We start from the raw sequence: 22811 nt of genomic DNA on the forward strand, positions 1-22811 counted from the left end.
GGCTAGTGAGGAGTTCGTCATGTTGTTTGGAATCTGGCCCGGTGTGGTTGCGGCGGATCTGGTGGATCTGACCCCGTTGGCGACGCCGCCAGAAGACGTCGAGCGCACACGCGCTGGCCTTGACCGGTTGCAGGGCGATGCGGCGCAGTTCTATATCCGCTGCTATCGGCACTACCGCGGGGTCGGAGCACCCGAACCCGGCGTCGATGCGACGCCCGCCGACCCGGGGAACTACATCGGGCGCGGCCGGCTTATCGACCTCACTGCGTGCTATCGCGCCACCGAGCCCGACCCTTCCGGCTACGCCGAGTTCGTCCGCCAAGCCGTCCGGGACGTTGCCGCGTGGGGCGGTGGGAAGGTCCAGGTCGGCGAAGAACTCAACGTGCCGTACCCACAGGACGGTGGCTTCCCTGGCTGCTTCGAGGCAGTTGGCGCGGGCGTCGCGGCCGGGATCGAGGAACGCGACCGCCTCGACGCGAATGTCGCAATCGGCGTGAACTGCGCCGGAGTCGCCGACCCCGCGTTCTGGACCAGGATGGCCGATGCTTTGGGGACGGACTCGACAGCCCGACTCGACTTCATCGGCCTAGACATGTTCCCCGACGTTTTCCACCCCATCCCAGAAGACAAAGTCAGCGCAGGGGCACAGTTTCTCGTCCGCACTCTGCGACAGGTCACCCGCGACGTCGGAATCTCCGAGGCAACGCCGATCCATGTGACCGAGACCGGCTGGCCCACCGGTGCAACCCGCGATGAGGAGAAGCAGGCACGCATCCTGCACGCCGTCGCAGAGGCCGTAGCCGCGACCGGCGAGGTGAGCGTGTACGAGTTGTTCTCGCTCCGCGACGGGATCAGCGACGGCAACTGGCAGAACGGATTCGGGCTCCTCCGCGACGACTACACGCCCAAACCGGCATACGACACGGTTCGACGTCTCATCGAGGCGTCGTGACGGGTGCCGCCGCGTCAGACGAGGGTTGCCTCTTGGCTGCGATGACCCACCGAAACGCCCCGCTCACCCCCGAAGGCCGTAAGCGACTCATCGAACGCTGCCGCACTCGCCCGATCGCGCACGTGGCTGCTGAGATGGGGATTTCTCGGGCGACCGCATCGAAGTGGGTAAACCGCTACAAGAAGTTCGGGGAGCTGGGGCTCCTCGACCGCTCATCAGCTCCAGCTCGGCAGCCGACCGCCACACCAGGGGCCCTCGTCGAGCAAATCGAGTCGATGCGGCGTGAGCACAAATGGTCCGCATCTCGCATCGCTTTCGAGCTCGCCCAGCAGGGCAGACCGCTCGGCCGCCGCACCATCACCCGGATACTCGCCCAGCTCGGCCTGAACCGGAGGAAATTCATCGATCCGAACGGAGAGGCCAACCGCGCTCCACGGAAGATCATCGCCGAGCGCCCCGGGCACATGGTGCATCTCGACGTGAAGAAGACCGGCCGCATCCCGGACGGCGGCGGCTGGCGCGTGCACGGAAGAGACAGCGCTGAGGCCAGAGCCGTCGCACGCACGAAGGAGCGAGGTGCGCGCACCGGCTACGTCTACCTGCACTCCGCGATCGACGGCCATACCCGCCTCGCCTACACCGAAGCCCTCGAGAACGAGCAAGCAACGACGGCGATCGCGTTCCTCGACCGAGCGCGCGAGTGGTTCGCCAAGCACGGCATCGCGAAGATCGAGCGGATCATCACCGACAACGGCGCCTGCTACCGCGCCCAAGCATTCGCAGCCGCTCTCGGCGGCTCGCAGCACCGGCGCACGAGGCCGTACACGCCGAAGCACAACGGCAAGGTCGAGCGCTACAACCGCATCCTGGCCGAGGAGTTCCTCTACGCACGAACTTGGAACTCAGAGACCGAACGCGTGAACGCGCTCGCGACCTGGAATCAGCACTACAACTACCACCGGCCCCACGGAGCCCACGGTGGAAAGCCGCCCGCGTCCGCAACACCATTGCGTGTCAACAACGTCCTGGCCTCATACAATTTTGTCGACACAGATGATTACGTCTTGATCCTCGCGGCTCCACATGTTCGCCTGCCGGACCACGCCCTGGTCGCCTCAACGTTGGAACGAGATGACTTCATTACAGGGTGGCTGACACTTTCTCAGGGAGGGGACGAGTCAGCGGGCGATCGATGAAAGCCTGAGTATCTGTGACGTCAGGGCACGGGCAGGTGAAGGCGTACCCCGGGATTCTCTTCGCATTGTCTCAGGGCGGATAATTGCAGTGCGGTGGTTGCGATCCGCGCGAAGCTCGGACTGGCGAAGCGCCGCAATATCACATAAGATAATCCGTTGGTGCATTGTGCACGTCGCACGGCGTGTCCGTCCCGCACCGAAATCCAACGCACGACCAGTGCGACAAACCTGAGCGACAGTGAGGCTATGGCCAAAAAAGACGGTGTCATCGAGATCGAAGGATCCGTGATCGAAGCCCTGCCCAACGCCATGTTCCGCGTTGAGCTGACGAACGGTCACAAGGTTCTTGCCCACATTTCGGGCAAGATGCGCCAGCACTACATCCGCATCCTCCCCGAGGACCGCGTGATCGTTGAGCTGACCCCTTACGACCTGACCCGCGGCCGTATCGTCTACCGCTACAAGTAAGTCGCGCTGTAAGTAACGGTTGAGCGCAGCTCACGGCTGCGTTCTTCACGAGGACAGCGAACTGAAGGAAGAACATGAAGGTCCACCCCAGCGTCAAGAAGATCTGCGATCACTGCAAGGTGATCCGTCGTCACGGACGCGTCATGGTGATCTGCAAGAGCAACCCGCGCCACAAGCAGCGCCAGGGCTAGCAGACGCGGCTCTGCCGCGCGCCACAACACAATAACGAAAGCAGGCAGTCCCAGAACTCGATCCGTCGAGGGACACCCAGGGGAGGAGGCCCTGGCACCGGAACTGTCCCATACCTCCACGAAACTCCTAGGAGAAGCCACCATGGCACGTCTCGCCGGCGTAGACATTCCTCGCGACAAGCGCGTGGAAGTCGCACTGACGTACATCTACGGTGTCGGCCGCACTCGGGCGCTCAAGACCCTCGCGGACACCAACATTGACGGAAACACTCGCGTCAAGGACCTCACCGACGACCAGCTCGTCGCACTCCGTGACTACATCGAAGGCAACTTCCAGGTGGAGGGTGACCTTCGCCGCGAGGTCGCCGCTGACATCCGCCGCAAGGTCGAGATCGGCTCGTACCAGGGCATCCGCCACCGTCGCGGACTCCCCGTGCACGGTCAGCGCACGAAGACCAACGCGCGCACCCGCAAGGGCCCGAAGCGCACTGTCGCCGGCAAGAAGAAGGCCCGCTAGGTCGGCCTCGCCTCAAGGATTCAGGAGATAACCAATGGCAGCAACCAAGTCGGCCGTCCGTAAGCCGCGCAAGAAGGAAAAGAAGAACATCGCTGTGGGTCAGGCCCACATCAAGTCGACCTTCAACAACACCATCGTCTCGATCACCGACCCTTCCGGTGCCGTCGTCAGCTGGGCTTCGTCCGGTGGCGTGGGCTTCAAGGGCTCGCGTAAGTCGACGCCGTTCGCCGCGCAGATGGCAGCCGAGTCGGCCGCCCGTCAGGCGCAGGAGCACGGCATGAAGAAGGTTGACGTCTTCGTCAAGGGACCGGGCTCGGGTCGCGAGACCGCCATCCGTTCGCTGCAGGCCGCTGGTCTCGAGGTCGGTTCGATCTCGGACGTCACGCCGCAGGCTCACAACGGATGCCGCCCGCCCAAGCGCCGCCGCGTCTAAGCACTTCACTCCCGAGATCGGGCCGGTTCATCCCGGCTCGATTCTCGCCGGTTAAACAACTCAATATCCCGTCAACGCAAGTGTCATATAGCGGACACTTAGCCGAAAGGAATACATAGTGCTTATTGCACAGCGCCCAACGCTCACCGAGGAGAACATCTCGGAGTTCCGCAGCCGCTTCGTGATCGAGCCGCTCGAGCCCGGTTTCGGATACACGCTCGGCAACTCGCTCCGTCGCACCCTGCTCTCGTCGATCCCCGGCGCCGCTGTCACCAGCGTCCGCATCGATGGCGTGCTGCACGAGTTCAGCACGATCCCCGGTGTGAAGGAAGACGTCACCGAGATCATCCTCAACATCAAGGGCCTCGTCGTCTCCAGCGAGCACGACGAGCCGATCACCGCGTACCTCCGCAAGACCGGTTCCGGCCAGGTCACGGCTGCGGACATCTCGGCTCCCGCGGGTGTCGAGGTCCACAACCCCGACCTCGTGATCGCCACTCTCAACGAGGACGCCAAGTTCGAGCTCGAGCTCACCATCGAGCGCGGCCGTGGCTACGTCTCGGCGAGCCAGAACCGCAACGAGTTCTCCGAGGCCGGCCAGATTCCGGTCGACTCGATCTACTCGCCCGTGCTGAAGGTCACCTACCGCGTCGAGGCGACGCGTGCCGGTGAGCGCACCGACTTCGACCGCCTCGTGGTCGACGTCGAGACGAAGGAAGCCATCATGCCGCGCGACGCGATCGCCTCGGCGGGAAGCACCCTCGTCGAGCTGTTCGGCCTCGCGAAGGAGCTCAACAACCAGGCCGAGGGCATCGAGCTCGGCGCCGCGCCCGCCGAGACCGTGCTCTCGAGCGAGCTGTCGGTTCCGATCGAGGACCTCGACCTCTCGGTTCGTTCGTACAACTGCCTCAAGCGTGAGGGGATCAACACGGTCTCCGAGCTGGTCGCCCTCAGCGAGACGCAGCTGATGAACATCCGCAACTTCGGTCAGAAGTCTGTGGACGAGGTTCGCGACAAGCTCGTCGAGATGGGACTGTCGCTCAAGGACTCGGTTCCCGGGTTCGACGGCGCACACTTCTACTCGGGCTACGAAGACGAGAACAACTGACGGTCAGTCGCTAGACGGCCCGAGATAAATCTGGAGAAACACGAGAATGCCTAAGCCCACCAAGGGACCCCGCCTCGGAGGCGGACCGGCGCACGAGCGCCTTCTGCTCGCCAACCAGGCGGCTGCTCTCTACACCCACAAGAGCATCACCACCACGCTCACGAAGGCCAAGCGTCTTCAGCCCGTGGCCGAGCGCCTGATCACCTTCGCGAAGCGCGGTGACCTTGCCTCGCGTCGTCGTGTCGCAGCGACGATCAAGGACAAGACGGTCGTGCACGTGCTGTTCACCGAGATCGCCCCGCTTCTCGCGGAGCGTGAGGGCGGCTACACGCGCATCACCAAGATCGGCAACCGCAAGGGCGACAACGCTCCCATGGCCGTGATCGAGCTCGTTCTCGAGCCCGTCACACCGAAGGCGAAGCCGGCCAAGAAGGCTGCCCCCAAGGCTGAGGAGCCCGTCGAGGAGCCCGCAGCCGAGGAGGCAGCCGAGGAGGCTCCCGCAGAGGAGACCGAGGCCGCTGCCGAGGAGGCCCCTGCTGAGAACGCTCCCGCCGAGGAGGCCGCAGACGAGAAGGCTGAGTCCGAGGACGACGCCAAGTAGTCGCAGCACACCTGCAGAAGGCCCTGAGAACTGTGAGGTTCTCGGGGCCTTCTCCGTTGCGGGACGTGTGGCGCCCACGCGCCTGTGCGGGTCACGATTAGACTCGGTCGGATGAGCAACGATGCGATTACCGAACTTCTCGATGCCACACGACTGACCGGACTCACTGCGACGCGCGACGGGCGCATGGTCGCCACTGTCTCCGCGCCGAACGCCGCCGGCAACGGCTACGTTGGCGCACTCGTGGACCTGAGCGGCGAGAGCGCTGTGCCGCTGACGCGCGGCGAGGCCTCGGCATCCTCACCCGCCATCACCGATGACGGACACGTACTGTTCGTCTCGAAGCGCCTCGGCGAAGACGGCTCCGAGGCGAAGGACGGCTCGCTCTGGAGCCTGCCGCCCCGAGGAGAGGCACGACAGCTCGCGACGCGCGCCGGCGGATTCGGCAATGTGCGCACTGCGGCGGGCCTGGTCGTCGCCGAGCTCGAGGTGCACTCGCACGCGACCACGGAAGACGAGCACGCGGAGCTGTCGAAGGCGCGCTCCGAGGCGAAGGTCTCCGCTATTCTGCATCGCGGCTTCCCGACGCGGTACTGGGACCACGATCTCGGTCCGACTCGGACGGTGCTCGCCGTGGCGACGCTGCCGGACAACCTCGACGCGCCGACAGATCGCCCGGCGCCGAAGCCCGACGACGATGATGATGCCGGTGCGCAGGCGGCACAGCTGCTCGACTTCAGCTATGCGGACATGCCGGAGGGACGACTGCTCGGCTGGGACCTCGCACCCGATGCGACGTTCGCGGTCGTGACCGTGCAGATCACGGGAGCTGAGGAGCTGGAGCAGACTCAGGTCTGGCGCGTCGACCTTCGAGGCGGGGCGCCCACGCTGCTCGTCGAGTCGGATGATCCGAGCCGCGAGCAGGTGGGAGCCGGACGCATCTCGCCCGATGGCACGCGCGTGCTGATCAACCGCGAGGCTCTCTGGACCGCGACGCAGAGCCTCGGGATGCGTCTTCAGGTGCTCGAACTCGACACCCACGCGGCCGCCGAGGTGTGGCCCGAGGGTGACCACTGGTTCGATGCGCTGTGGCTCGATGACGAGACGCTCGTCGCGGCCAGCGACGACACGGGGCGAGGCTCTGTGTGGATCGGAGCGGTGACGGATGCCGCACCGCGACGTCTCGCGGGCGGCCCAGGCCAGACGCTCGCGTTCGGCGGCCTCGAGGTGCAGGAGGACCGGCTCGTCGCGATCGCGTCGGCCGTGGACGTCGCGCCGCACCCGCTCGCGATCGATCCGGCCTCCGGCGAGGTCAGCGCGCTGCCGAACCCCGCAGACGCCCTGGCCGCTCCGGGTGAGCTGCGCGAGATCAGCGTGACCGCGGAGGATGGCACCCAGATTCGCGCGTGGCTTCGCGTGCCGAACGGCTCGGGGCCGCATCCTCTCGTCGTCTTCGCTCACGGCGGCCCGTGGGGCTCCTGGAACGCCTGGACCTACCGGTGGAACCCCAACCCGTTCGTCGCGGCCGGCTACGCCGTGCTGCTGCCCGACCCCGCGATCTCGACGGGCTACGGGCAGAGCATGATCGACCGCGGCCAGCAGCAGCTGGGCGGCACGCCGTTCACCGACATCATGGCACTCACGGATGCCGCGATCGCGCAGCCCGACATCGACGCGGAGCGCACCGCGTTCGCGGGTGGCAGCTACGGCGGCTACATGGCGAACTGGGTGGCGGGACACACGGGCGACAGGTTCCGCTGCATCGTGACGCATGCCTCGCTGTGGAATACAGAGTCGATGGGCTTCACAACCGACAATTCCGCGTGGGATAAACCGATGCGCATCCAGCACGCGCAGTACTCGCCGCACCTGTCGGCGTCCGAGATCGAGGTTCCGGTGCTCGTGATCCACGGCGACCGCGACTACCGCGTGCCGATCGCTCAGGGGCAGCACCTCTGGTACGACCTGCTGACGAAGTCGAAGACGCCGCTCGGTGAGGACGGGAAGACCCAGCACCGCTACCTGTTCTTCCCCGATGAGGGGCACTGGATCCTCGGGCGAGGCAACGCGCAGGTCTGGTACGAGACGTTCCTCGGCTTCCTCGATCAGCACGTGCGAGGCGTGGCGTTCGAACCGTCTGACCGGCTGGGCTGAGGCACCGTCGCTAAACTGGGGGCATGAGCGTCACAAGCGTTGCCCTCCGTGACCGCGTCGCTGCGCCTGAGCTGCGGCTTCCCGAGCATCCCGATGTGGCGCGCTGGAGACCGGCGACGCTCGACGATCTCGACGCCATGATGATTCTGATGGATGCCGCGGATCGCGTCGATCACCCGGCATCCACCACCACGCGCGCAGAGGTGGAGAACGCGCTGCGCTCGTCGAAGCTCATCATGGCGACCGACACGCTCGTGGCCGAGAGTGCCTCGGGGGTGCTGATCGCGGCGGGCCTCGTGGCCGAAGCTCAGGCGCAGTCGACGCGCGTGCAGGTGTACCTCGAGGGCACCGTGCACCCGGAGTGGCGTGGTCGCGGCATCGGAAGGCTGCTGCTCGCGTGGCAGCGTGATCGTGCGCTGCAGCTGCTCGCTGTCAACCCGAACGCACTGCCCGCGTGGATCATGGTCGACCAGGAGCAGGGCAACATCGCGGGGCAGCATCTGAGCGAGCGCGCCGGCTTCGAGCTGAAGCGGTACTTCACCGAGATGGAGCGTCGGCTCGCCGACCCCATCGAGATCGTGGACCCGCTGAGCGATGTGCGCATCGTGCCGATGACCGATGCGCTCGTGGAGTCAGCGCGTCAGGCTCGGAACGACGCGTTCCGCGATCACTGGGGCAGCCAGCCGACCACGCCGGAGCGCTGGGAGCACCTGACGGCATCCCCGGTCTTTCGCAAAGACCTCAGTCGCGTTGCGATCGAGAAGACCGACGACGGGGAGCCGCGCGTCGTGGCGTTTGCGCTCATCTCGGTCAACAAGCGCGATTGGGAGGCCGCGGGCTACTCCAAGGCGTACATCGAGTACATCGGCGTGGTGCGCGATCACCGCGGAGAGAAGCTCGCGCCCGCCGTCATCACCGAGGCGCTGCAGGGCCTGCGCGAAGCGGGCATCGAGCGCGCGACGCTCGATGTCGACTCCGAGAGCCCGACCGGGGCGAACACGCTTTACGAGCGCATGGGCTTCGTGGCGGGGGACCGCGAGTTCTCGTACGTGCTCGAGGTCTGAGGCGCCCGGGCCGACATCACCGCACGAGCGGCATGTTGTAGCCGGAGCCGTCAGTCGCGGGAGGCGGCGTGTCGGCGAGCACCTGCACGGCCTGAACGATCGTGTCGGCATACACGGTGCCGCCCTCGAAGCCGGGGTGGATGCCGTCGGCGGCCAGAAGCTCTGTCGCTTTCGGCTCGATCGCCCGGTTCCAGTCCGCGATCGCGGTCGTTCGATGCGCGGCGGCGAATGACGTCAGCTCGGCGTTGACACCCTCGATCCAGTCGCGTGGCGCGTAGGCGGTCACGAGGATCAGCTGCCGGTCCGGTCCGATGACCCTCAGGACGTCGTCGAGCGAGTCGGGGTTCACGGGCCCGTTGGTGCCAAGACCCAGCACGACGGTGCCGCGCAGCTCACCGGCATCCGCTCGCTGTTTGAGAATGTCGACGGCCACGTACATCGATCGCGAGACCTGCGCGTCGACGTCGATGCCGGGGAGCTTCTCGCGCAGCGCCGGCTCCGCGGCGAGCATCACGGAGTCGCCGACCGCGGTGATGTCCTCTCCGGAGATCGGCGTGCGGGAGTCCTCGTCGTCGCGCTTCTCGGCCTCGTGGGATGCCGTGGACTTCTGCGCCTGAGCGATCAGCTGCTCGACGGACGATGACTCGGGAGCGACAGCGACCGCGGTACCCGTCGACGCCGTGAGCGAGACCGCCACAAGTGCGACACCCGCGGCGATGGCCGGTCGCGGGGAGGACGCACGGAAAGCGCGGCGCATGGCGTGCCAGCATCCGATGTACCCGCGTGTGCGGACGGGCGTCTCGACGATGCGGAACGAGAGCTCCGCGAGCGCGAGGGTCAGAGCGACAGCGATGAGGGATGCCGCGAGCGGCGGGCTCGTCGTCGCGGTCGATCCGCTGACGGCGAGTGCGAGCGTGAAGATCGGCCAGTGCCAGAGGTAGACCCCGTACGATCGGCGCCCCAGCCAGCGCAGCGCCGTCGAGTCGAGCCGTGCGCCGAGCAGGGAGCCAGGGCGAATGGATGCCGTGATGACGACGACCGTCAGCACCGACGCGAGAGCGAGACCGCCTCGATATGTCGCATCCTCGCCGTCGCCGAGCGCGAATGCGAGGGCGAGGATGCCGGTCAGGGCCAGCGTTCCGGCTACGTCGAACCCGATGCGCGCCGCGCGACTCGCCGAGCGGGGAAGCCCGTCGCCGAGGCGCCCCTCCAGCAGAACCGCGAGAGCGGCTCCGGCGAGCAGACCGAACGCGTGGGTGTCTGTGCCGTAGTACACGCGCGTCGCGTCGCCGCCCGGGCTGAACAGCGTCGCCATCCACACGGCGGAGGCCGCAGCGGCGAGCACGAGCACACCCGCGCGAAGCCAGCGCGACGGCAGCAGAAGCAGCGCGAGAAGCAGGAGCGGCCAGAGAATGTAGAACTGCTCTTCCACCGCGAGCGACCACAGCGTGCGGAACATCTCGGGCGTGAGCGCGTCGAAGTACGAGCCGCCCGAGGCGATCTCGACCCAGTTGTAGCTGAACGTCGCGGCTCCGAGAATCTGTCGGCCGATGCGCACGAGCACATCACCGCCGATGACGAGCGCGGCTGTGGTCGAGGCGGTCACGACGAGCACGAGAGCGGGAAGGATGCGGCGCGCGCGACGCACCCAGAAGGAGCCGAGGCTGACGCGCCCCGTGCTCGTGTGCTCGCGCATGAGCAGGCTCGTGATGAGGAAGCCTGAGATCACGAAGAACACATCGACCCCGATGAAGCCTCCGGGCATCGCGCCGGGGAAGAGGTGATAGACGAGCACGGCGGCCACGGCGACGGCGCGCAGCCCGTCGAGCCCCGCGTAGTGGATGCGGGGCGCGGACGGGGAGATGGAGGCAGGGGAGTTCACCATGGGACCGCACGAGGATAACCCTCGAGGGTGACAGGGACGTGTGCGCGACGTGCCGTGCCCGTCATGCGCGCAGCTTGCCGTCGATAGACTTGGCGCCGTGACCGAGCTCTCCGAAACGACGCGATTCCGCCTGGACGTCGCGTACGACGGCACCGATTTCAAGGGGTGGGCGCGGCAGCCGGGTCTGCGGACCGTCCAGGGTGTTCTCGAGGATGCCGTTGCCACGGTGTTCGGCAGGCGCGGTGATGAGCCGGGGCTCGTCGTCGCGGGGCGAACGGATGCCGGCGTGCACGCGACCGGTCAGGTGGCGCACGTCGATCTCACCGAGCGACACGTTGAGATCCTGAACCGACAGCGGCGCCGGGGCGTCATCCGCCAGACCGCGGGCGAGGCGCTTGTCCGACGGGTCGGGGGAGTTCTCGGGCACCGCTCCGACGTCGAGCTGCTTGCGGCGGACGAGGCGCCGGCGGGCTTCGATGCGCGCTTCTCCGCCAGTTGGAGACGCTACGAGTACCGCATCGCGGACCCGGTGGCAGGAAAAAACCCCCTGCTCCGGAACACCGTGGTGTGGCATCCTCACACTCTCGACGTCGCAGCCATGGACGATGCCGCCCGCGAGCTCGTCGGTCTTCACGACTTCGGCGCCTACTGCAAGCCGCGGGAGGGCGCCACGACCATCAGAACCCTTCAGGACTTCGCGTGGCGACGCGACGGCGACGGTCGCCTGGTCGCCGAGGTCCGGGCTGACGCGTTCTGTCACAGCATGGTGCGCTCGCTCGTCGGGGCGTGCGTCGCGGTCGGAGAGGGCAAGCTCACCTCAAGCGATCTGGTGAGGCTTCGGGATGCCGCGGAGCGGACCAGCGACTTCAAGGTCATGCCCGCTCACGGACTCACGCTCGTCCAGGTCGGGTACCCCGAGGACGACCTGCTCGCCGCCCGTGCCGAGCTCACCCGGGCGAAGCGCACGCTTCCCTGACGCGCACGCGGCACGACCACCGCCACGCGGAGGTATTACATGAGTCTCGTCGATGAATTGACCCTCGCGGGCGTGTCGCGTACTATTGACCGTTGGTGTCGTGCCTTTTGGGGTGCGCACCCGTAGTTGAGCCCTCCACCTGCGGAGTTCGATCTCTCGAACGCCCAACGGAGCGGGATTCACGAACGTCCAACTAACGACAAGAAAGCAGCACTACTGTGACGCGCACTTACACCCCTAAGGCCAGTGAGATCCAGCGTGACTGGGTCGTCATCGACGCCGCGGATGTCGTCCTCGGCCGTCTGGCCAGCCACGCCGCGGTTCTCCTTCGCGGAAAGCACAAGCCGACCTTCGCGAACCACATCGACACCGGTGACTACGTCATCATCGTCAACGCAGAGAAGGTCGCCCTCAGCGGCGACAAGGCGCTCAAGAAGCGCGCCTACCGCCACTCGGGCTACCCGGGCGGCCTCTCCTCGATGAACTACGGCGAGCTTCTCGAGAAGAACCCCGTCCGCGCCGTCGAGAAGGCGGTTCGCGGCATGCTGCCGAAGAACTCCCTCGGCCGTGACCAGCTGAAGAAGCTCAAGGTGTACGCAGGCAGCGAGCACCCGCACGCCGCTCAGCAGCCGAAGCCGTACTCGTTCGACCAGGTCGCCCAGTAAGCGCCCGCACAAGCTTAAGGATTCATACAGTGGCGAAGATTTCAGACTCCATCGAAACACCGGAGAACTTCAGCACCGAGACCCCGGCCGAGTCGGCAGAGGCGACCCCGCGTCCGGCGCTCACCGTTCCCGGCGCAGCCGTGGGCCGTCGCAAGCAGGCCATTGCCCGCGTGCGCCTCGTCCCCGGCACCGGCTCCATCACGGTCAACGGCCGTGAGCTCGCCGACTACTTCCCGAACAAGCTGCACCAGCAGCTCATCAACGACCCGTTCACGGTGCTCGACCTCTCGGGCAGCTACGACGTGATCGCCCGCATCTCGGGTGGTGGCCCCTCGGGCCAGGCCGGTGCTCTCCGCCTCGGCATCGCTCGTGCGCTGAACCAGATCGACGTCGAGAACAACCGTCCGACGCTCAAGAAGTCCGGCTTCCTCTCGCGTGACGCACGCGTCAAGGAGCGCAAGAAGGCTGGACTCAAGAAGGCGCGCAAGGCACCTCAGTTCTCGAAGCGCTGATTTCGGAGGGTCTGGCTCTCCATGGCTCGTCTGTTCGGAACTGACGGCGTTCGCGGTCTCGCGAACGGTCTCCTCACAGCCGACCTCGCTCTCGGCCTTGCTCAAGCCACCGCAGTGGTGCTTGGGCAAGGCCGAAGTGCTGAGGCCCGGCGTGCACAGGGCAAGCGCCCGGTTGCGGTCGTCGCTCGCGACCCCCGCATCTCCGGTGACTTCCTCGCGGCCGCGGTGTCGGCCGGTCTCGCCTCCAGCGGCGTCGATGTGCTCGATGCCGGCGTCATCACGACCCCGGCAGCCGCGTTCCTCGTGCAGAGCATCGACGCCGACTTCGGCGTGATGATCTCCGCATCGCACAACGCGGCACCTGACAACGGAATCAAGATCTTCGCGCACGGCGGCACGAAGCTTCCCGACATCGTCGAGGAGCGCATCGAGGAGCACCTCGAGGCCGAGCAGCTGATGCCCACCGGCGGTGCCGTCGGTCGCATTCAGCGCTTCGCCGATGCCGAGGATCGCTACCTGATCCACCTGCTCGGCAGCCTGCCGCACAGTCTCGACGGCCTTCACGTCGTCATCGACTGTGCACACGGTGCGGCCGCAGGCGTGTCGCCTCAGGTGTTCGCGGATGCCGGTGCCAAGGTCTCCGTCATCGGAAATGATCCGGACGGCCTCAATATCAACGACGGCGTGGGCTCCACCCACCTCGAGAACCTCGCAGAGGCCGTCGTCGAGCTGGGGGCGGATGTCGGAATCGCGCACGACGGTGACGCTGATCGGTGCCTCGCGATCGATGCGCAGGGCAACACGATCGACGGTGACCAGATCATGGCGATCCTCGCTGTGTCGATGAAGGAGAGAGGGAAGCTCGTCGACGACACGCTCGTCGCGACCGTCATGAGCAACCTCGGACTTCGCCGCGCCATGGAGGCGAACGGCATCTCGATGCTGCAGACCAAGGTCGGCGACCGCTACGTGCTCGAGGCCATGAACGAGAAGGGCTACGCGCTCGGCGGCGAACAGTCCGGCCACGTGATCATGAGCGAGTTCGCCACGACGGGCGACGGCATCCTCACTGGCCTTCACCTGGTGAGCGAGATGGCGCGCACCGGCAAGAGTCTCGCCGAACTCGCGTCGATCATGACGGTGTACCCGCAGGTCATGATCAACGTGAAGGACGTCGACAAGACTCAGGCGCACACGCACGAGCTCGTCACCCGGGCGGTGGCGGAGGCCGAAGGCCAGCTGGGTGAGACCGGCCGTGTGCTGCTGCGTCCGAGCGGCACAGAGCCGCTCGTCCGCGTGATGGTCGAGGCCGCAGACCACGACACGGCAGGTCGCATCGCCGACCAGCTCGCTGGAGTGGTGCGCGCCAACCTCAGCATCGTCTGACCTGACCCCGCATACACGTCGGCCCCCGCTCGATTGAGCGGGGGCCGACGCTTTTCCGGCTGCGCTACAGGCGACGGCTGGAGCCGACGACGTCGCCGGCCTTCCAGTCCGCCCAGCCCGGCTGACCCTCCATGAAGGCTTCGACCTCCTCCTTGGTGGCCTCCAGCTTGGGGTCGTGCTTGAGGTAGTGCCGCGTCTCGCGTGCGACGAGACCCGACAGCACGAGCAGTCCGACGAGGTTCGGTAGTGCCATCAGGCCGTTCATAACGTCGGAGAACGCCCACACAACACCGAGCTGCACCGTGCAGCCGATGTAGACGATGAGCGAGAACAGGATGCGGAACGGCATGACCGCGCGGCGTCCGAACAGACGCTCGATGTTGCGTTCGCCGTAATACGACCAGCCGAGGATGGTCGAGAACGCGAACATGACGAGGGCGATCGTGACGACCCAGTGACCCCACTCGCCCGGCAGGCCATTCGTGAACGCCTCACCGGTCATGAGGGCTGCGGAGATCTGCTCGCCGGTCTCAGGATCGACGACCTTCCACGCTCCGGTCGTGACGATCACGAGGCCCGTCATCGTGACGACGATGATCGTGTCGATGAAGGTCTGCGTCATCGAGACCAGGCCCTGACGGACCGGGTGCGTCGTCTGCGCGGCGGCGGCAGCCATGGGCGCCGAGCCGAGGCCCGACTCGTTCGAGAAGAGACCGCGAGCGACACCGTACTGGATCACGATGATGATCGCTGAGCCGGCGAACCCTCCTGCGGCGCTCGTCCCTGTGAAGGCATCCGTGAAAATCTGAGCGAGAGCCGCTGGCACCTGCCCGATGTTCGCGATGAGGATGTACAGTGCGGCAACCACGTAGAAGATGATCATGATCGGAACGAAGCCCGCCGTCACACGACCGATGACCTTGATGCCGCCGACGAGCACGAGGAGCGCGAGGACCGTCAGGATGAGACCCGTCGCCCACGTGGGCACGTTGAAGCTGGCCTGAACGTTGGACGCGATCGAGTTGCCCTGCGTCATGTTGCCGATGCCGAAGCAGGCGATCGTCGCGAAGATCGCGAACATGAGGCCGAGCACCTTGCCGAACGGTCCCTTGATGCCGCGCTCGAGGTAGTACTGCGGTCCGCCGGACTTCTCGCCCGCGGCATCCGTGCCTCTGAACCTCACTCCGAGGAAGGCCTCGGTGTACTTCGTGACCATGCCGACCAGACCCGTGATCCACATCCAGAACAGGGCGCCGGGGCCGCCGATCGCGATCGCGGTGGCGACGCCGACGATGTTGCCGGTGCCGACCGTCGCGGCGAGTGCCGTGGTCAGCGCCTGGAACTGTGAGATATCGCCCTCGGAGCCCGCGTCTTTGCGTTTGATGAGCCCGAGGCGAAGGCCAGCGCCGAGTTTGAGGAACTGGAGTCCGCCGAGGCGGAACGTGAGATAGATGCCGGTGCCGATGAGCAGTGGAATGAGGACGAACGGCCCCCACACGACTGAACTGATGTTGCCGAGGGCTTCCTCAAGCCAGGACAGATCCATGGTTCTCCCGTCTGTGCTGCGTTGCACGTTGCGCCCATCTTAGACGCAGCTGGGAGCCACAGCGGGCTTTTCGGTGACACGGTTCACGACCGCGTCGCTAGGTCAGATCTTTCGGAGCAGAACCTTGCTCACCTCATGGTTGCGCTCCTTGCGCAGAACCAGCTTGGCGCGCGGCCGAGTTGGGCGGATGTTCGCCTGCAGGTTCGGTTCGTTCACCTCGCGCCAGAAGAACCGCGCCTTCTCACGGGCCTGCTCCTCGGTCAGGTCGGCGAACACGTTGAAGTACGAGTTCGGGTTGCTGAAGGCCCCGCGCTGCAGCGCCATGAAGCGCTCTTCGAACCAGTGGGCGATGTCGTCTGTGCGTGCGTCGACGTAGATGCTGAAGTCGAAGAGATCGGCGATGGTCAGGTGGCCGGCGACGGCGGGCTGCAGCACGTTGAGCCCCTCGACGATGAGTACGTCGGGACGGCGGACGACGACGCTCGCATCGGGAACGATGTCGTAGTGCAGGTGGGAGTAGAAGGGAGCGCGGACCTCGTCGGCGCCGGATTTCACCTCGGTGATGAAACGCAGCAGCGCCCGCCGGTCGTATGCCTCGGGGAAGCCCTTGCGGTGCATGATGCCACGGCGCTCGAGCTCGGCGTTCGGGTAGAGGAAGCCGTCGGTCGTGATGAGTTCCACACGCGGGGTGTCGGGCCAGCGTGCCATGAGCTCGCGCAGAAGTCGCGAGACCGTCGACTTGCCGACCGCGACGGATCCAGCGACGCCGATGACGAAGGGCGTTCGCGCTGAGGACTCGCCGAGGAAGGACTGCGTCGAGTCATGCAGCTGCTTCGCGTTCGCGGCATACAGGCTGAGCAGACGGCTGAGCGGCAGGTAGACCTCTGCGACCTCGTTCATGTCCATGCGGTCGCCGAGTCCGCGCAGCTGCACGATCTCGGCGTTCGTGAGGGGCGACTGCATGTTGGGAGCGAGCTGCGCCCAACGGGAGCGATCGATCTCGACGAAGGGGGTCGTGTGCACGGGGATTGAACCGGTTCCGCGGGTGGGCGACATAGCACGTCATTCTACGCGGATGCCGCCCCGCGCCGTTTCCTATGAACGACGCAGAATAAACGCCGAGAATCTGGGCACGCGGACCGGTCGTGCTCCGCGCCGCCCATAAACTTGTTTCCATGTGTGGAATCGTGGGATACGTCGGAGGACGTGCCAGCATTGACGTCCTGATGAACGGCCTGAAGCGGCTCGAGTACCGCGGGTATGACTCTGCGGGAGTCGCCGTCATCGCTGAAGACGGAACGCTGAGCACGCGCAAACGCGCGGGCAAGCTCGCCGTGCTGAGTGAAGACATCGCGGAGCAGCCGCTCCCGGATAGTACGACCGGTATCGGCCACACGCGCTGGGCGACGCACGGCGGCCCAACAGACGAGAACGCGCACCCGCATCTCAGCGCCGACGGCAAGCTCGCCGTCATCCACAACGGAATCATCGAGAACTTCGCGGCTATCCGCGACGAGCTCGCGGGCGAGGGGTACACCTTCGCGAGCGAGACCGACACAGAGGCCGCGGCCATCCTCCTCGGTCGCGAGTACGAGCGCACCGGTGACCTTCGCGAGGCATTCAAGGCCGTCGTCGGCCGCCTCGACGGCGCTTTCACCCTGCTCGCCGTGCACCAGGACGAGCCCGATCTCGTGGTCGGTGCGCGTCAGAACTCACCGCTCGTCGTCGGGCTCGGACAGGACGAGAACTTCCTCGGCTCCGATGTCGCCGCGTTCGTGGAGTACACGCGCTTCGCGCTCGCCGTCGGTGAGGGCGAGATGGTCGCGATCACGCCCGAGGGCGTCGAGGTCACCGACTTCGCAGGCAATCCGGTGCAGTCCACCCCCTTCGAGGTGCAGTGGGACGCATCGGCGGCCGAGAAGGGCGGCTGGTCGAGCTTCATGGCCAAGGAGATCAGTGAAGAGCCGGATGCCGTGGCGAACACGGTCCGCGGCCGCGTCGCCGACGACGGCACCGTCCGCATTCCTGAGCTCGAGGGCCTGGACGACCTGTTCCGCGACATCTCGCGCGTGATCATCGTCGCCTGCGGAACCGCCGCATACTCCGGCATGGTCAGCAAGTACGCGATCGAGTCGTGGACTCGCCTTCCGGTCGAGGTCGCGCTGAGCCACGAGTTCCGTTACAGCGACCCGGTTGTCGACGCCAGCACGCTCGTCGTCTCGATCAGCCAGTCCGGTGAGACGATGGACACTCTGATGGCCGTCAAGTACGCCGCCGAGCGGGGCGCGAAGACGCTCTCCATCTGCAACACGCAGGGTGCGACGATTCCGCGCGAGTCGGATGCCGTCGTCTACACGCACGCCGGTCCCGAGGTCGCTGTCGCATCGACGAAGGCCTTCGTCGCCCAGATCACGGCGCTGTACCTCTTCGGTCTGCACCTCGCGTCGGTGCGGGGGAGCCTCAGCACCGAGAAGATCATCGAGGAGACCGCAGAGCTGCAGGCTGTTCCCGAGAAGATCGCGGAGGTGCTGACGCAGCACGACGAGATCGCTCAGCTCGCGCACTGGATGAGCGACACGCGTTCGGTGCTTTTCCTCGGTCGCCACGTCGGCTACCCGATCGCGCTCGAAGGTGCGCTGAAGCTCAAGGAACTCGCGTACATCCACGCCGAGGGCTTCGCCGCGGGTGAGCTGAAGCACGGTCCGATCGCGCTCATCGAGCCCGGGCAGCCCGTGTTCGTCATGGTGCCGAGCCCGCGCGGCTCGCAGACGATGCACGCCAAGATCGTCTCGAACATTCAGGAGATCCGTGCTCGCGGAGCACGCGTCATCGCGATCGCGGAGGAGGGCGACGTCGCGGTCCTTCCGTACGCAGACTCGGTGATCCGCGTGCCGCTGGCTTCGCCGCTCTTCGAGCCGCTGCTCACGGTCATCCCGACGCAGATCTTCGCGATGGAGCTTTCAGAGGCCAAGGGACTCGACGTCGACCAGCCGCGCAACCTGGCGAAGAGTGTGACCGTCGAATGACCGTGCGGTGCAGGTGAGTACACGATGATCGTGGGAGTCGGAGTCGATCTGGTCGACCTTGCGCGCTTCGAGCGGGCGGTCGACCGGACGCCGCGCTTGCGCGAGCGCTTGTTCGCCGAGAGCGAACGCGACTTACCGCTTCGCTCGCTTGCAGGTCGTTACGCCGCGAAGGAAGCTCTGATCAAGGCGCTCGGCGGTTCGGACGGCGTGCGCTGGCTCGATGTCGTCGTCGCCAAGACGGAGGACGGCGACCCCTTCTTCGAGCTCTCGGGCACGACGGCAGATGTCGTCGCAGCCCGTGGCATCACACGGCTTCATGTCAGCATGTCTCATGATGGCGGCGCGGCCATGGCGTTCGTCGTGGCAGAATCCGATCCGAGCGTGGGAGAGGCCTGAAGGTGACGGAGTCTCGTGAAGCAGCGGTCGATCTCGACGCGATCGCGCACAACCTGCGAACGCTGCGAGAGAAGTCACAGGCGCCGCGCGCGCTCGCGGTCGTCAAGGCCAACGCCTACGGTCACGGAGCGGTTCCCGTCGCGCGGACACTCGTCGCGGCAGGTGCGGACATGCTCGGAACCGCCGACCTCACCGAGGCGCTCGCGCTGCGGGAGGCCGGTATCGACGCGCCGCTGCTCTGCTGGCTGCACGGGCCGGAAACGGACTTCGGCGCGGCAATCGCCCGGAACGTCGAGGTCGCGGTGTCGAACGTCGAGCAACTGGATGCCGTGGCCGACGCCGCGCGTCGGGCGACGGCATCCGATGTCTCGGTTCAGATCAAGCTCGACACGGGTCTGAGCCGCAACGGCGCTGCGCCCGAGGAGGCTGGTGCGCTCTTCGCACGCGCCGCTGAGCACGAGCGTGACCGGGCGCTGCGTGTGAGCGGCCTCATGACGCACGTTTCGAACACGTCGCCCGAGGACGACCGCGAGCAGGTCCGGGTCTTCACGGGCCTCGCGCAGGAGGCGCGCTCTGCGGGTCTGCGACCCGAGTTGCTGCACGCCGCAGCGACGGCCGCGGCGCTCCGCATTCCGGAGGCACGTCTCGACATGGTTCGCCTCGGCATCGGGCTGTACGGGCTCACTCCGTTCGACGATGAGACGAGCCAGGAGCTCGGGCTCCGCCCGGCGATGACGCTTCGCGCTCGTGTCGCCGCTGTGCGCCGTGTTCCCGCCGGGGCAGGGGTTTCGTACAGCTACGCCCACCGCACGGAACGCGAGACGACGCTCGTGCTCGTGCCGCTCGGCTACGGCGACGGCATCCCCCGTCAGGCCTCGGGAGCGGGTCCCGTCTCGATCGGAGGGCGCGTCTACACGAACGTCGGCCGCATCGCGATGGATCAGTTCGTCGTCGATGTCGGTGACGCCGCAGTCTCCGTCGGGGACGAGGCGGTGCTGTTCGGCGACGCGTCGCGCGGTGAGCCGAGTGCGGACGATTGGGCGAACGCGGCATCCACCATCAACTACGAGATCGTGACACGCATCGGCGGCCGCGTGCCCCGTACGTACGGAGAGGCATGATCGAGGTTCCGTCGACGACCGTGCTCGAGACTCCGGAGCAGACGCACGCGTTCGGGGTCCGGGTGGGGCGGATGCTGCGCGCCGGCGACCTGCTCGTGCTCACGGGGCCGCTCGGGGCCGGCAAGACGACCCTCACGCGTGGAATCGGAGAGGGGCTTGGCGTGCGAGGCCCGGTGACCAGCCCGACGTTCGTGCTGGCTCGCACGCACCCGAGCCTCGTCGACGGTGCGCCGCTCGTGCACGTCGATGCGTATCGACTGGGCGACGCGATGGAGCTCGACGACCTCGACATCGACTTCGCCCGAAGCGTCGTCGTGGTCGAGTGGGGCCGCGGCATGCTCGAGGGTGTCGCCGACGAGTGGCTCGAGGTTGAGATCGAGCGTCCGACGGGCGCCGCCGAGTCGGAGCAGCCGGAGGATCGCGACGAACCGCGCATCATCCGCATCACGCGCGCACACGCGTAGGCTTGAATCGTGCTTCTCGCCATCGATTCGTCCATCGGAACCACGGCCGCCGTCGTCGACAGCGGCCGCGGCATCATCGCCGAGCGCAGCGTCGTCGACACCATGCGGCACGCCGAGGTCGTCGGCTCGCTCATGCGCGATGTGCTCGAGGAGGCCGGGGTCGCTCCCACCGAGCTCTCTGCGGTCGCTGCGGGCATGGGGCCCGGGCCGTTCACGGGACTGCGCATCGGCATCGCTGCGGCGCGCGCCTTCGCGATCGGCGCCGCCAAACCCGTCGTTCCGGTCGTGAGTCACGACGCGATCGCGGCCGCCTGGTATGCGGATGGCGGCGAGGGCGAACTGCTCGTCGTGACCGACGCGCGGCGCCGTGAGGTGTACTGGTCCCGCTATTCGGGGTTGGATGCCGCGCAGCTGCCCGTCCGCACGGAAGGCCCGGCCCTCGCGAAACCCGCCGACGTCCTCGTTGGTGACGCCTCGCGGCTCGATGCGGACAGCGTTTCCGCGGGACACCTGGGCATGGTCGCCGAGCGCACATGGGCTGCCGGTCGGTCCTTCAGCGCTGACGAGCCCCTGTACCTGCGCTCGCCGGACGTGTCTCCATCTGCCGGAAAGCGGGTCTCCGCGTGAGCGGCATCCGTGAGGCAGATCTGCGCGACCTCGATGCCATCATGGCGCTCGAGTCGGCGACGTTCGCTCCAGACGACTGGTCGCGTGAGTCGATGAGCCGCGAGATCGCGAGTGAGCACACGCGCTACCTCGTGGCGGAGCAGGGCGGTGAGTTAGTCGGCTATGCGGGGGTTCTCGCTCCGAGCGGCAGCACGGATGCCGACATCCAGACGATCGCCGTCGCTCCCGCCCATCGCGGTGCGGGCCTCGGCAGACGCCTCATGAACGAGCTGCTGGACTACGCGGCATCCTCCGGCGCTCGCGGCGTGTTTCTCGAGGTGCGCGCAGATAATCCTGGAGCCCAGCACCTGTATACGTCGCTCGGCTTTGCCGTCCTCGGTGTCAGACCCCGGTACTACAAGGGCGGCATTGACGCCGTCGTCATGAAGCGCGACGCGCGCGAGCCCGTGCGAGGAGAGGCATGAACCGCGAGAATCCGCTCGTTCTCGGCATCGAGACCAGCTGCGACGAGACCGGAATCGGAATCGTCCGCGGCACGACCCTGCTGTCGAACACCATCTCGTCGTCCATGGAGCAACACGCGCGCTACGGCGGGGTCGTTCCCGAAGTCGCCGCGCGCGCCCATCTTGAGGCGCTCGGCCCTGCGCTGAGCGCCGCCGTCGAGGAGGCCGAGGTCGGACTCTCCGACATCGACGCCGTCGCGGTCACGAGCGGTCCTGGCCTTGCGGGAGCCCTCATGGTCGGCGTCGGTGCTGCCAAGGCCCTCGCGCTTTCGCTCGGTGTGCCGATCTACGCGGTCAACCACCTCGTCGGTCACGTCGGTGCGGACATCCTCGACGACCGCGGAGTCCCGTTCGAGTACCCGACGATCGCGCTTCTCGTCTCGGGAGGGCACACCTCTCTTCTGCTGGTGCGAGACCTCGTCGACGACGTCGAGATGCTCGGCGAGACGATCGACGACGCCGCGGGCGAAGCGTTCGACAAGGTGGCGCGCGTGCTGGGTCTGCCGTATCCGGGCGGCCCGCAGATCGATCGTGCTGCGGCCGAGGGCGATCCGAAGGCGATCCGCTTCCCCCGCGGGCTGAGCCTGCCGAAGGACATGGCCGCGCATCGCTACGATTTTTCGTTCTCCGGACTCAAGACGGCGGTCGCGCGCTGGGTCGAGCAGAAGCAGGATGCCGGTGAGGAGGTGCCGGTCGCCGACGTCGCGGCATCCTTCCGCGAGGCCGTCGCGGACGTTCTGCTCACCAAAGCTGTGAACGCCTGCCGGGACCACGACGTGCCCCGGCTGCTGCTCGGCGGCGGCGTCGTCGCGAACAAGCGCATCCGCGAACTCGCTGAGCAGCGCACAGCAGAAGCCGGAATCGCACTGCGCATTCCGCCGCTTGCGCTCTGCACCGATAATGGAGCGATGATCGCGGCGCTCGGCGCGCAGCGCATCATGGCCGGGTTCGAACCGTCCACACTGGACTTCGGGGCCGATTCGACTCTTCCGGTCACCGATATTCAGGTAGCGTGAGACA

At 66.7% G+C, this 22811-nt stretch carries 23 protein-coding genes and 1 pseudogene; 21 read left to right on the forward strand and 3 right to left on the reverse strand.

Features of this window, described 5'->3' with window-relative positions; genetic code table 11:
* The first annotated feature begins 19 nt into the window (after positions 1-19).
* The 10 genes and pseudogenes from ACSAGD_RS02665 to ACSAGD_RS02710 all read left to right on the forward strand — a co-directional run bounded on the left by ACSAGD_RS02665 (position 20) and on the right by ACSAGD_RS02710 (position 8684).
* Complete coding sequence (locus ACSAGD_RS02665; protein WP_437584185.1) at positions 20-952, forward strand: hypothetical protein; 933 nt, start codon at positions 20-22, stop codon at positions 950-952.
* A 41-nt stretch (positions 953-993) separates the two neighbouring features.
* Positions 994-1989, forward strand: a pseudogene (locus tag ACSAGD_RS02670) (IS481 family transposase); the annotation flags it as partial.
* Between the two features lie 405 nt (positions 1990-2394).
* Positions 2395-2616, forward strand: a complete 222-nt coding sequence (gene infA / locus ACSAGD_RS02675) for a translation initiation factor IF-1 (protein ID WP_091179331.1) — start codon at positions 2395-2397, stop codon at positions 2614-2616.
* 74 nt (positions 2617-2690) lie between these two features.
* On the forward strand, positions 2691-2807 hold the full coding sequence (gene rpmJ, locus ACSAGD_RS02680) for a 50S ribosomal protein L36 (RefSeq protein ID WP_437584186.1): 117 nt from the start codon (positions 2691-2693) through the stop codon (positions 2805-2807).
* Between the two features lie 142 nt (positions 2808-2949).
* Positions 2950-3324: a 30S ribosomal protein S13 gene (rpsM, locus tag ACSAGD_RS02685; RefSeq protein ID WP_437584187.1), complete on the forward strand. Its 375-nt coding sequence runs from the start codon at positions 2950-2952 to the stop codon at positions 3322-3324.
* 34 nt (positions 3325-3358) lie between these two features.
* Positions 3359-3757, forward strand: coding sequence for a 30S ribosomal protein S11 (gene rpsK / locus ACSAGD_RS02690; protein WP_437584188.1), 399 nt, complete (start codon positions 3359-3361; stop codon positions 3755-3757).
* Between the two features lie 118 nt (positions 3758-3875).
* Entirely contained in the window at positions 3876-4865 is a 990-nt protein-coding gene (locus tag ACSAGD_RS02695) for a DNA-directed RNA polymerase subunit alpha (RefSeq protein WP_437584190.1), read from the forward strand.
* A gap of 46 nt (positions 4866-4911) precedes the next feature.
* Entirely contained in the window at positions 4912-5466 is a 555-nt protein-coding gene (gene rplQ, locus ACSAGD_RS02700; protein ID WP_437584191.1) for a 50S ribosomal protein L17, read from the forward strand.
* Between the two features lie 111 nt (positions 5467-5577).
* Positions 5578-7620, forward strand: coding sequence for an alpha/beta fold hydrolase (locus tag ACSAGD_RS02705; RefSeq protein WP_437584192.1), 2043 nt, complete (start codon positions 5578-5580; stop codon positions 7618-7620).
* A gap of 23 nt (positions 7621-7643) precedes the next feature.
* Complete coding sequence (locus ACSAGD_RS02710) at positions 7644-8684, forward strand: GNAT family N-acetyltransferase (RefSeq protein WP_437584193.1); 1041 nt, start codon at positions 7644-7646, stop codon at positions 8682-8684.
* A gap of 16 nt (positions 8685-8700) precedes the next feature.
* Here ACSAGD_RS02710 and ACSAGD_RS02715 read toward each other — a convergent pair whose 3' ends face one another.
* The gene (locus ACSAGD_RS02715; RefSeq protein WP_437584194.1) at positions 8701-10569 is read right to left on the reverse strand and encodes an acyltransferase family protein; all 1869 of its coding nucleotides are present in this window, start codon (positions 10567-10569) and stop codon (positions 8701-8703) included.
* Between the two features lie 97 nt (positions 10570-10666).
* On the opposite strand from ACSAGD_RS02715, the gene ACSAGD_RS02720 reads away from it, so the two are divergent.
* From ACSAGD_RS02720 to glmM, 4 genes are all read left to right on the forward strand, one after another.
* The gene (locus tag ACSAGD_RS02720) at positions 10667-11545 is read left to right on the forward strand and encodes a tRNA pseudouridine synthase A (RefSeq protein WP_437584195.1); all 879 of its coding nucleotides are present in this window, start codon (positions 10667-10669) and stop codon (positions 11543-11545) included.
* Between the two features lie 218 nt (positions 11546-11763).
* Positions 11764-12210 (forward strand): 50S ribosomal protein L13, encoded by a 447-nt coding sequence (rplM, locus tag ACSAGD_RS02725; RefSeq protein WP_437584196.1) that lies wholly within the window; start codon positions 11764-11766, stop codon positions 12208-12210.
* A gap of 29 nt (positions 12211-12239) precedes the next feature.
* Positions 12240-12722, forward strand: a complete 483-nt coding sequence (rpsI, locus tag ACSAGD_RS02730; RefSeq protein ID WP_437584197.1) for a 30S ribosomal protein S9 — start codon at positions 12240-12242, stop codon at positions 12720-12722.
* 21 nt (positions 12723-12743) lie between these two features.
* Positions 12744-14108: a phosphoglucosamine mutase gene (glmM, locus tag ACSAGD_RS02735; protein ID WP_437584198.1), complete on the forward strand. Its 1365-nt coding sequence runs from the start codon at positions 12744-12746 to the stop codon at positions 14106-14108.
* A 64-nt stretch (positions 14109-14172) separates the two neighbouring features.
* On the opposite strand, the gene ACSAGD_RS02740 is transcribed toward glmM, so the two are convergent.
* Together ACSAGD_RS02740 and coaA are read right to left on the reverse strand one after the other, a co-directional pair.
* Positions 14173-15654 carry an alanine/glycine:cation symporter family protein gene (locus tag ACSAGD_RS02740; RefSeq protein ID WP_437584199.1) on the reverse strand — a complete coding sequence of 494 codons (1482 nt, stop codon included), beginning with the start codon at positions 15652-15654 and terminating at the stop codon, positions 14173-14175.
* Between the two features lie 102 nt (positions 15655-15756).
* Positions 15757-16710 carry a type I pantothenate kinase gene (gene coaA, locus ACSAGD_RS02745; RefSeq protein WP_437584200.1) on the reverse strand — a complete coding sequence of 318 codons (954 nt, stop codon included), beginning with the start codon at positions 16708-16710 and terminating at the stop codon, positions 15757-15759.
* Positions 16711-16829: 119 nt separating this feature from the next.
* Between coaA and glmS the strand changes: the two genes are divergently transcribed.
* Genes glmS through tsaD form a run of 7 tightly spaced genes read left to right on the forward strand, consistent with a single transcriptional unit; the run spans position 16830 to position 22807 of the window.
* Entirely contained in the window at positions 16830-18680 is a 1851-nt protein-coding gene (gene glmS / locus ACSAGD_RS02750; protein ID WP_437584201.1) for a glutamine--fructose-6-phosphate transaminase (isomerizing), read from the forward strand.
* A 24-nt stretch (positions 18681-18704) separates the two neighbouring features.
* Positions 18705-19076: a holo-ACP synthase gene (locus ACSAGD_RS02755; protein ID WP_437584202.1), complete on the forward strand. Its 372-nt coding sequence runs from the start codon at positions 18705-18707 to the stop codon at positions 19074-19076.
* 2 nt (positions 19077-19078) lie between these two features.
* On the forward strand, positions 19079-20197 hold the full coding sequence (alr, locus tag ACSAGD_RS02760) for an alanine racemase (RefSeq protein ID WP_437584203.1): 1119 nt from the start codon (positions 19079-19081) through the stop codon (positions 20195-20197).
* A complete protein-coding gene (gene tsaE / locus ACSAGD_RS02765) occupies positions 20194-20661 on the forward strand; it encodes a tRNA (adenosine(37)-N6)-threonylcarbamoyltransferase complex ATPase subunit type 1 TsaE (protein ID WP_437584204.1) in 468 nt (155 codons plus the stop codon). The genes alr and tsaE overlap by 4 nt, the downstream gene beginning before the upstream one ends.
* 9 nt (positions 20662-20670) lie before the next feature.
* Positions 20671-21288, forward strand: a complete 618-nt coding sequence (gene tsaB, locus ACSAGD_RS02770; protein ID WP_437584205.1) for a tRNA (adenosine(37)-N6)-threonylcarbamoyltransferase complex dimerization subunit type 1 TsaB — start codon at positions 20671-20673, stop codon at positions 21286-21288.
* The gene (gene rimI, locus ACSAGD_RS02775) at positions 21285-21752 is read left to right on the forward strand and encodes a ribosomal protein S18-alanine N-acetyltransferase (protein ID WP_437584206.1); all 468 of its coding nucleotides are present in this window, start codon (positions 21285-21287) and stop codon (positions 21750-21752) included. The genes tsaB and rimI overlap by 4 nt, the downstream gene beginning before the upstream one ends.
* Positions 21749-22807 (forward strand): tRNA (adenosine(37)-N6)-threonylcarbamoyltransferase complex transferase subunit TsaD, encoded by a 1059-nt coding sequence (tsaD, locus tag ACSAGD_RS02780; RefSeq protein ID WP_437584207.1) that lies wholly within the window; start codon positions 21749-21751, stop codon positions 22805-22807. The genes rimI and tsaD overlap by 4 nt, the downstream gene beginning before the upstream one ends.
* The last annotated feature ends 4 nt before the right edge of the window (positions 22808-22811 follow it).

This window comes from Paramicrobacterium salitolerans, assembly GCF_051513965.1.
Lineage (GTDB): Bacteria > Actinomycetota > Actinomycetes > Actinomycetales > Microbacteriaceae > Paramicrobacterium.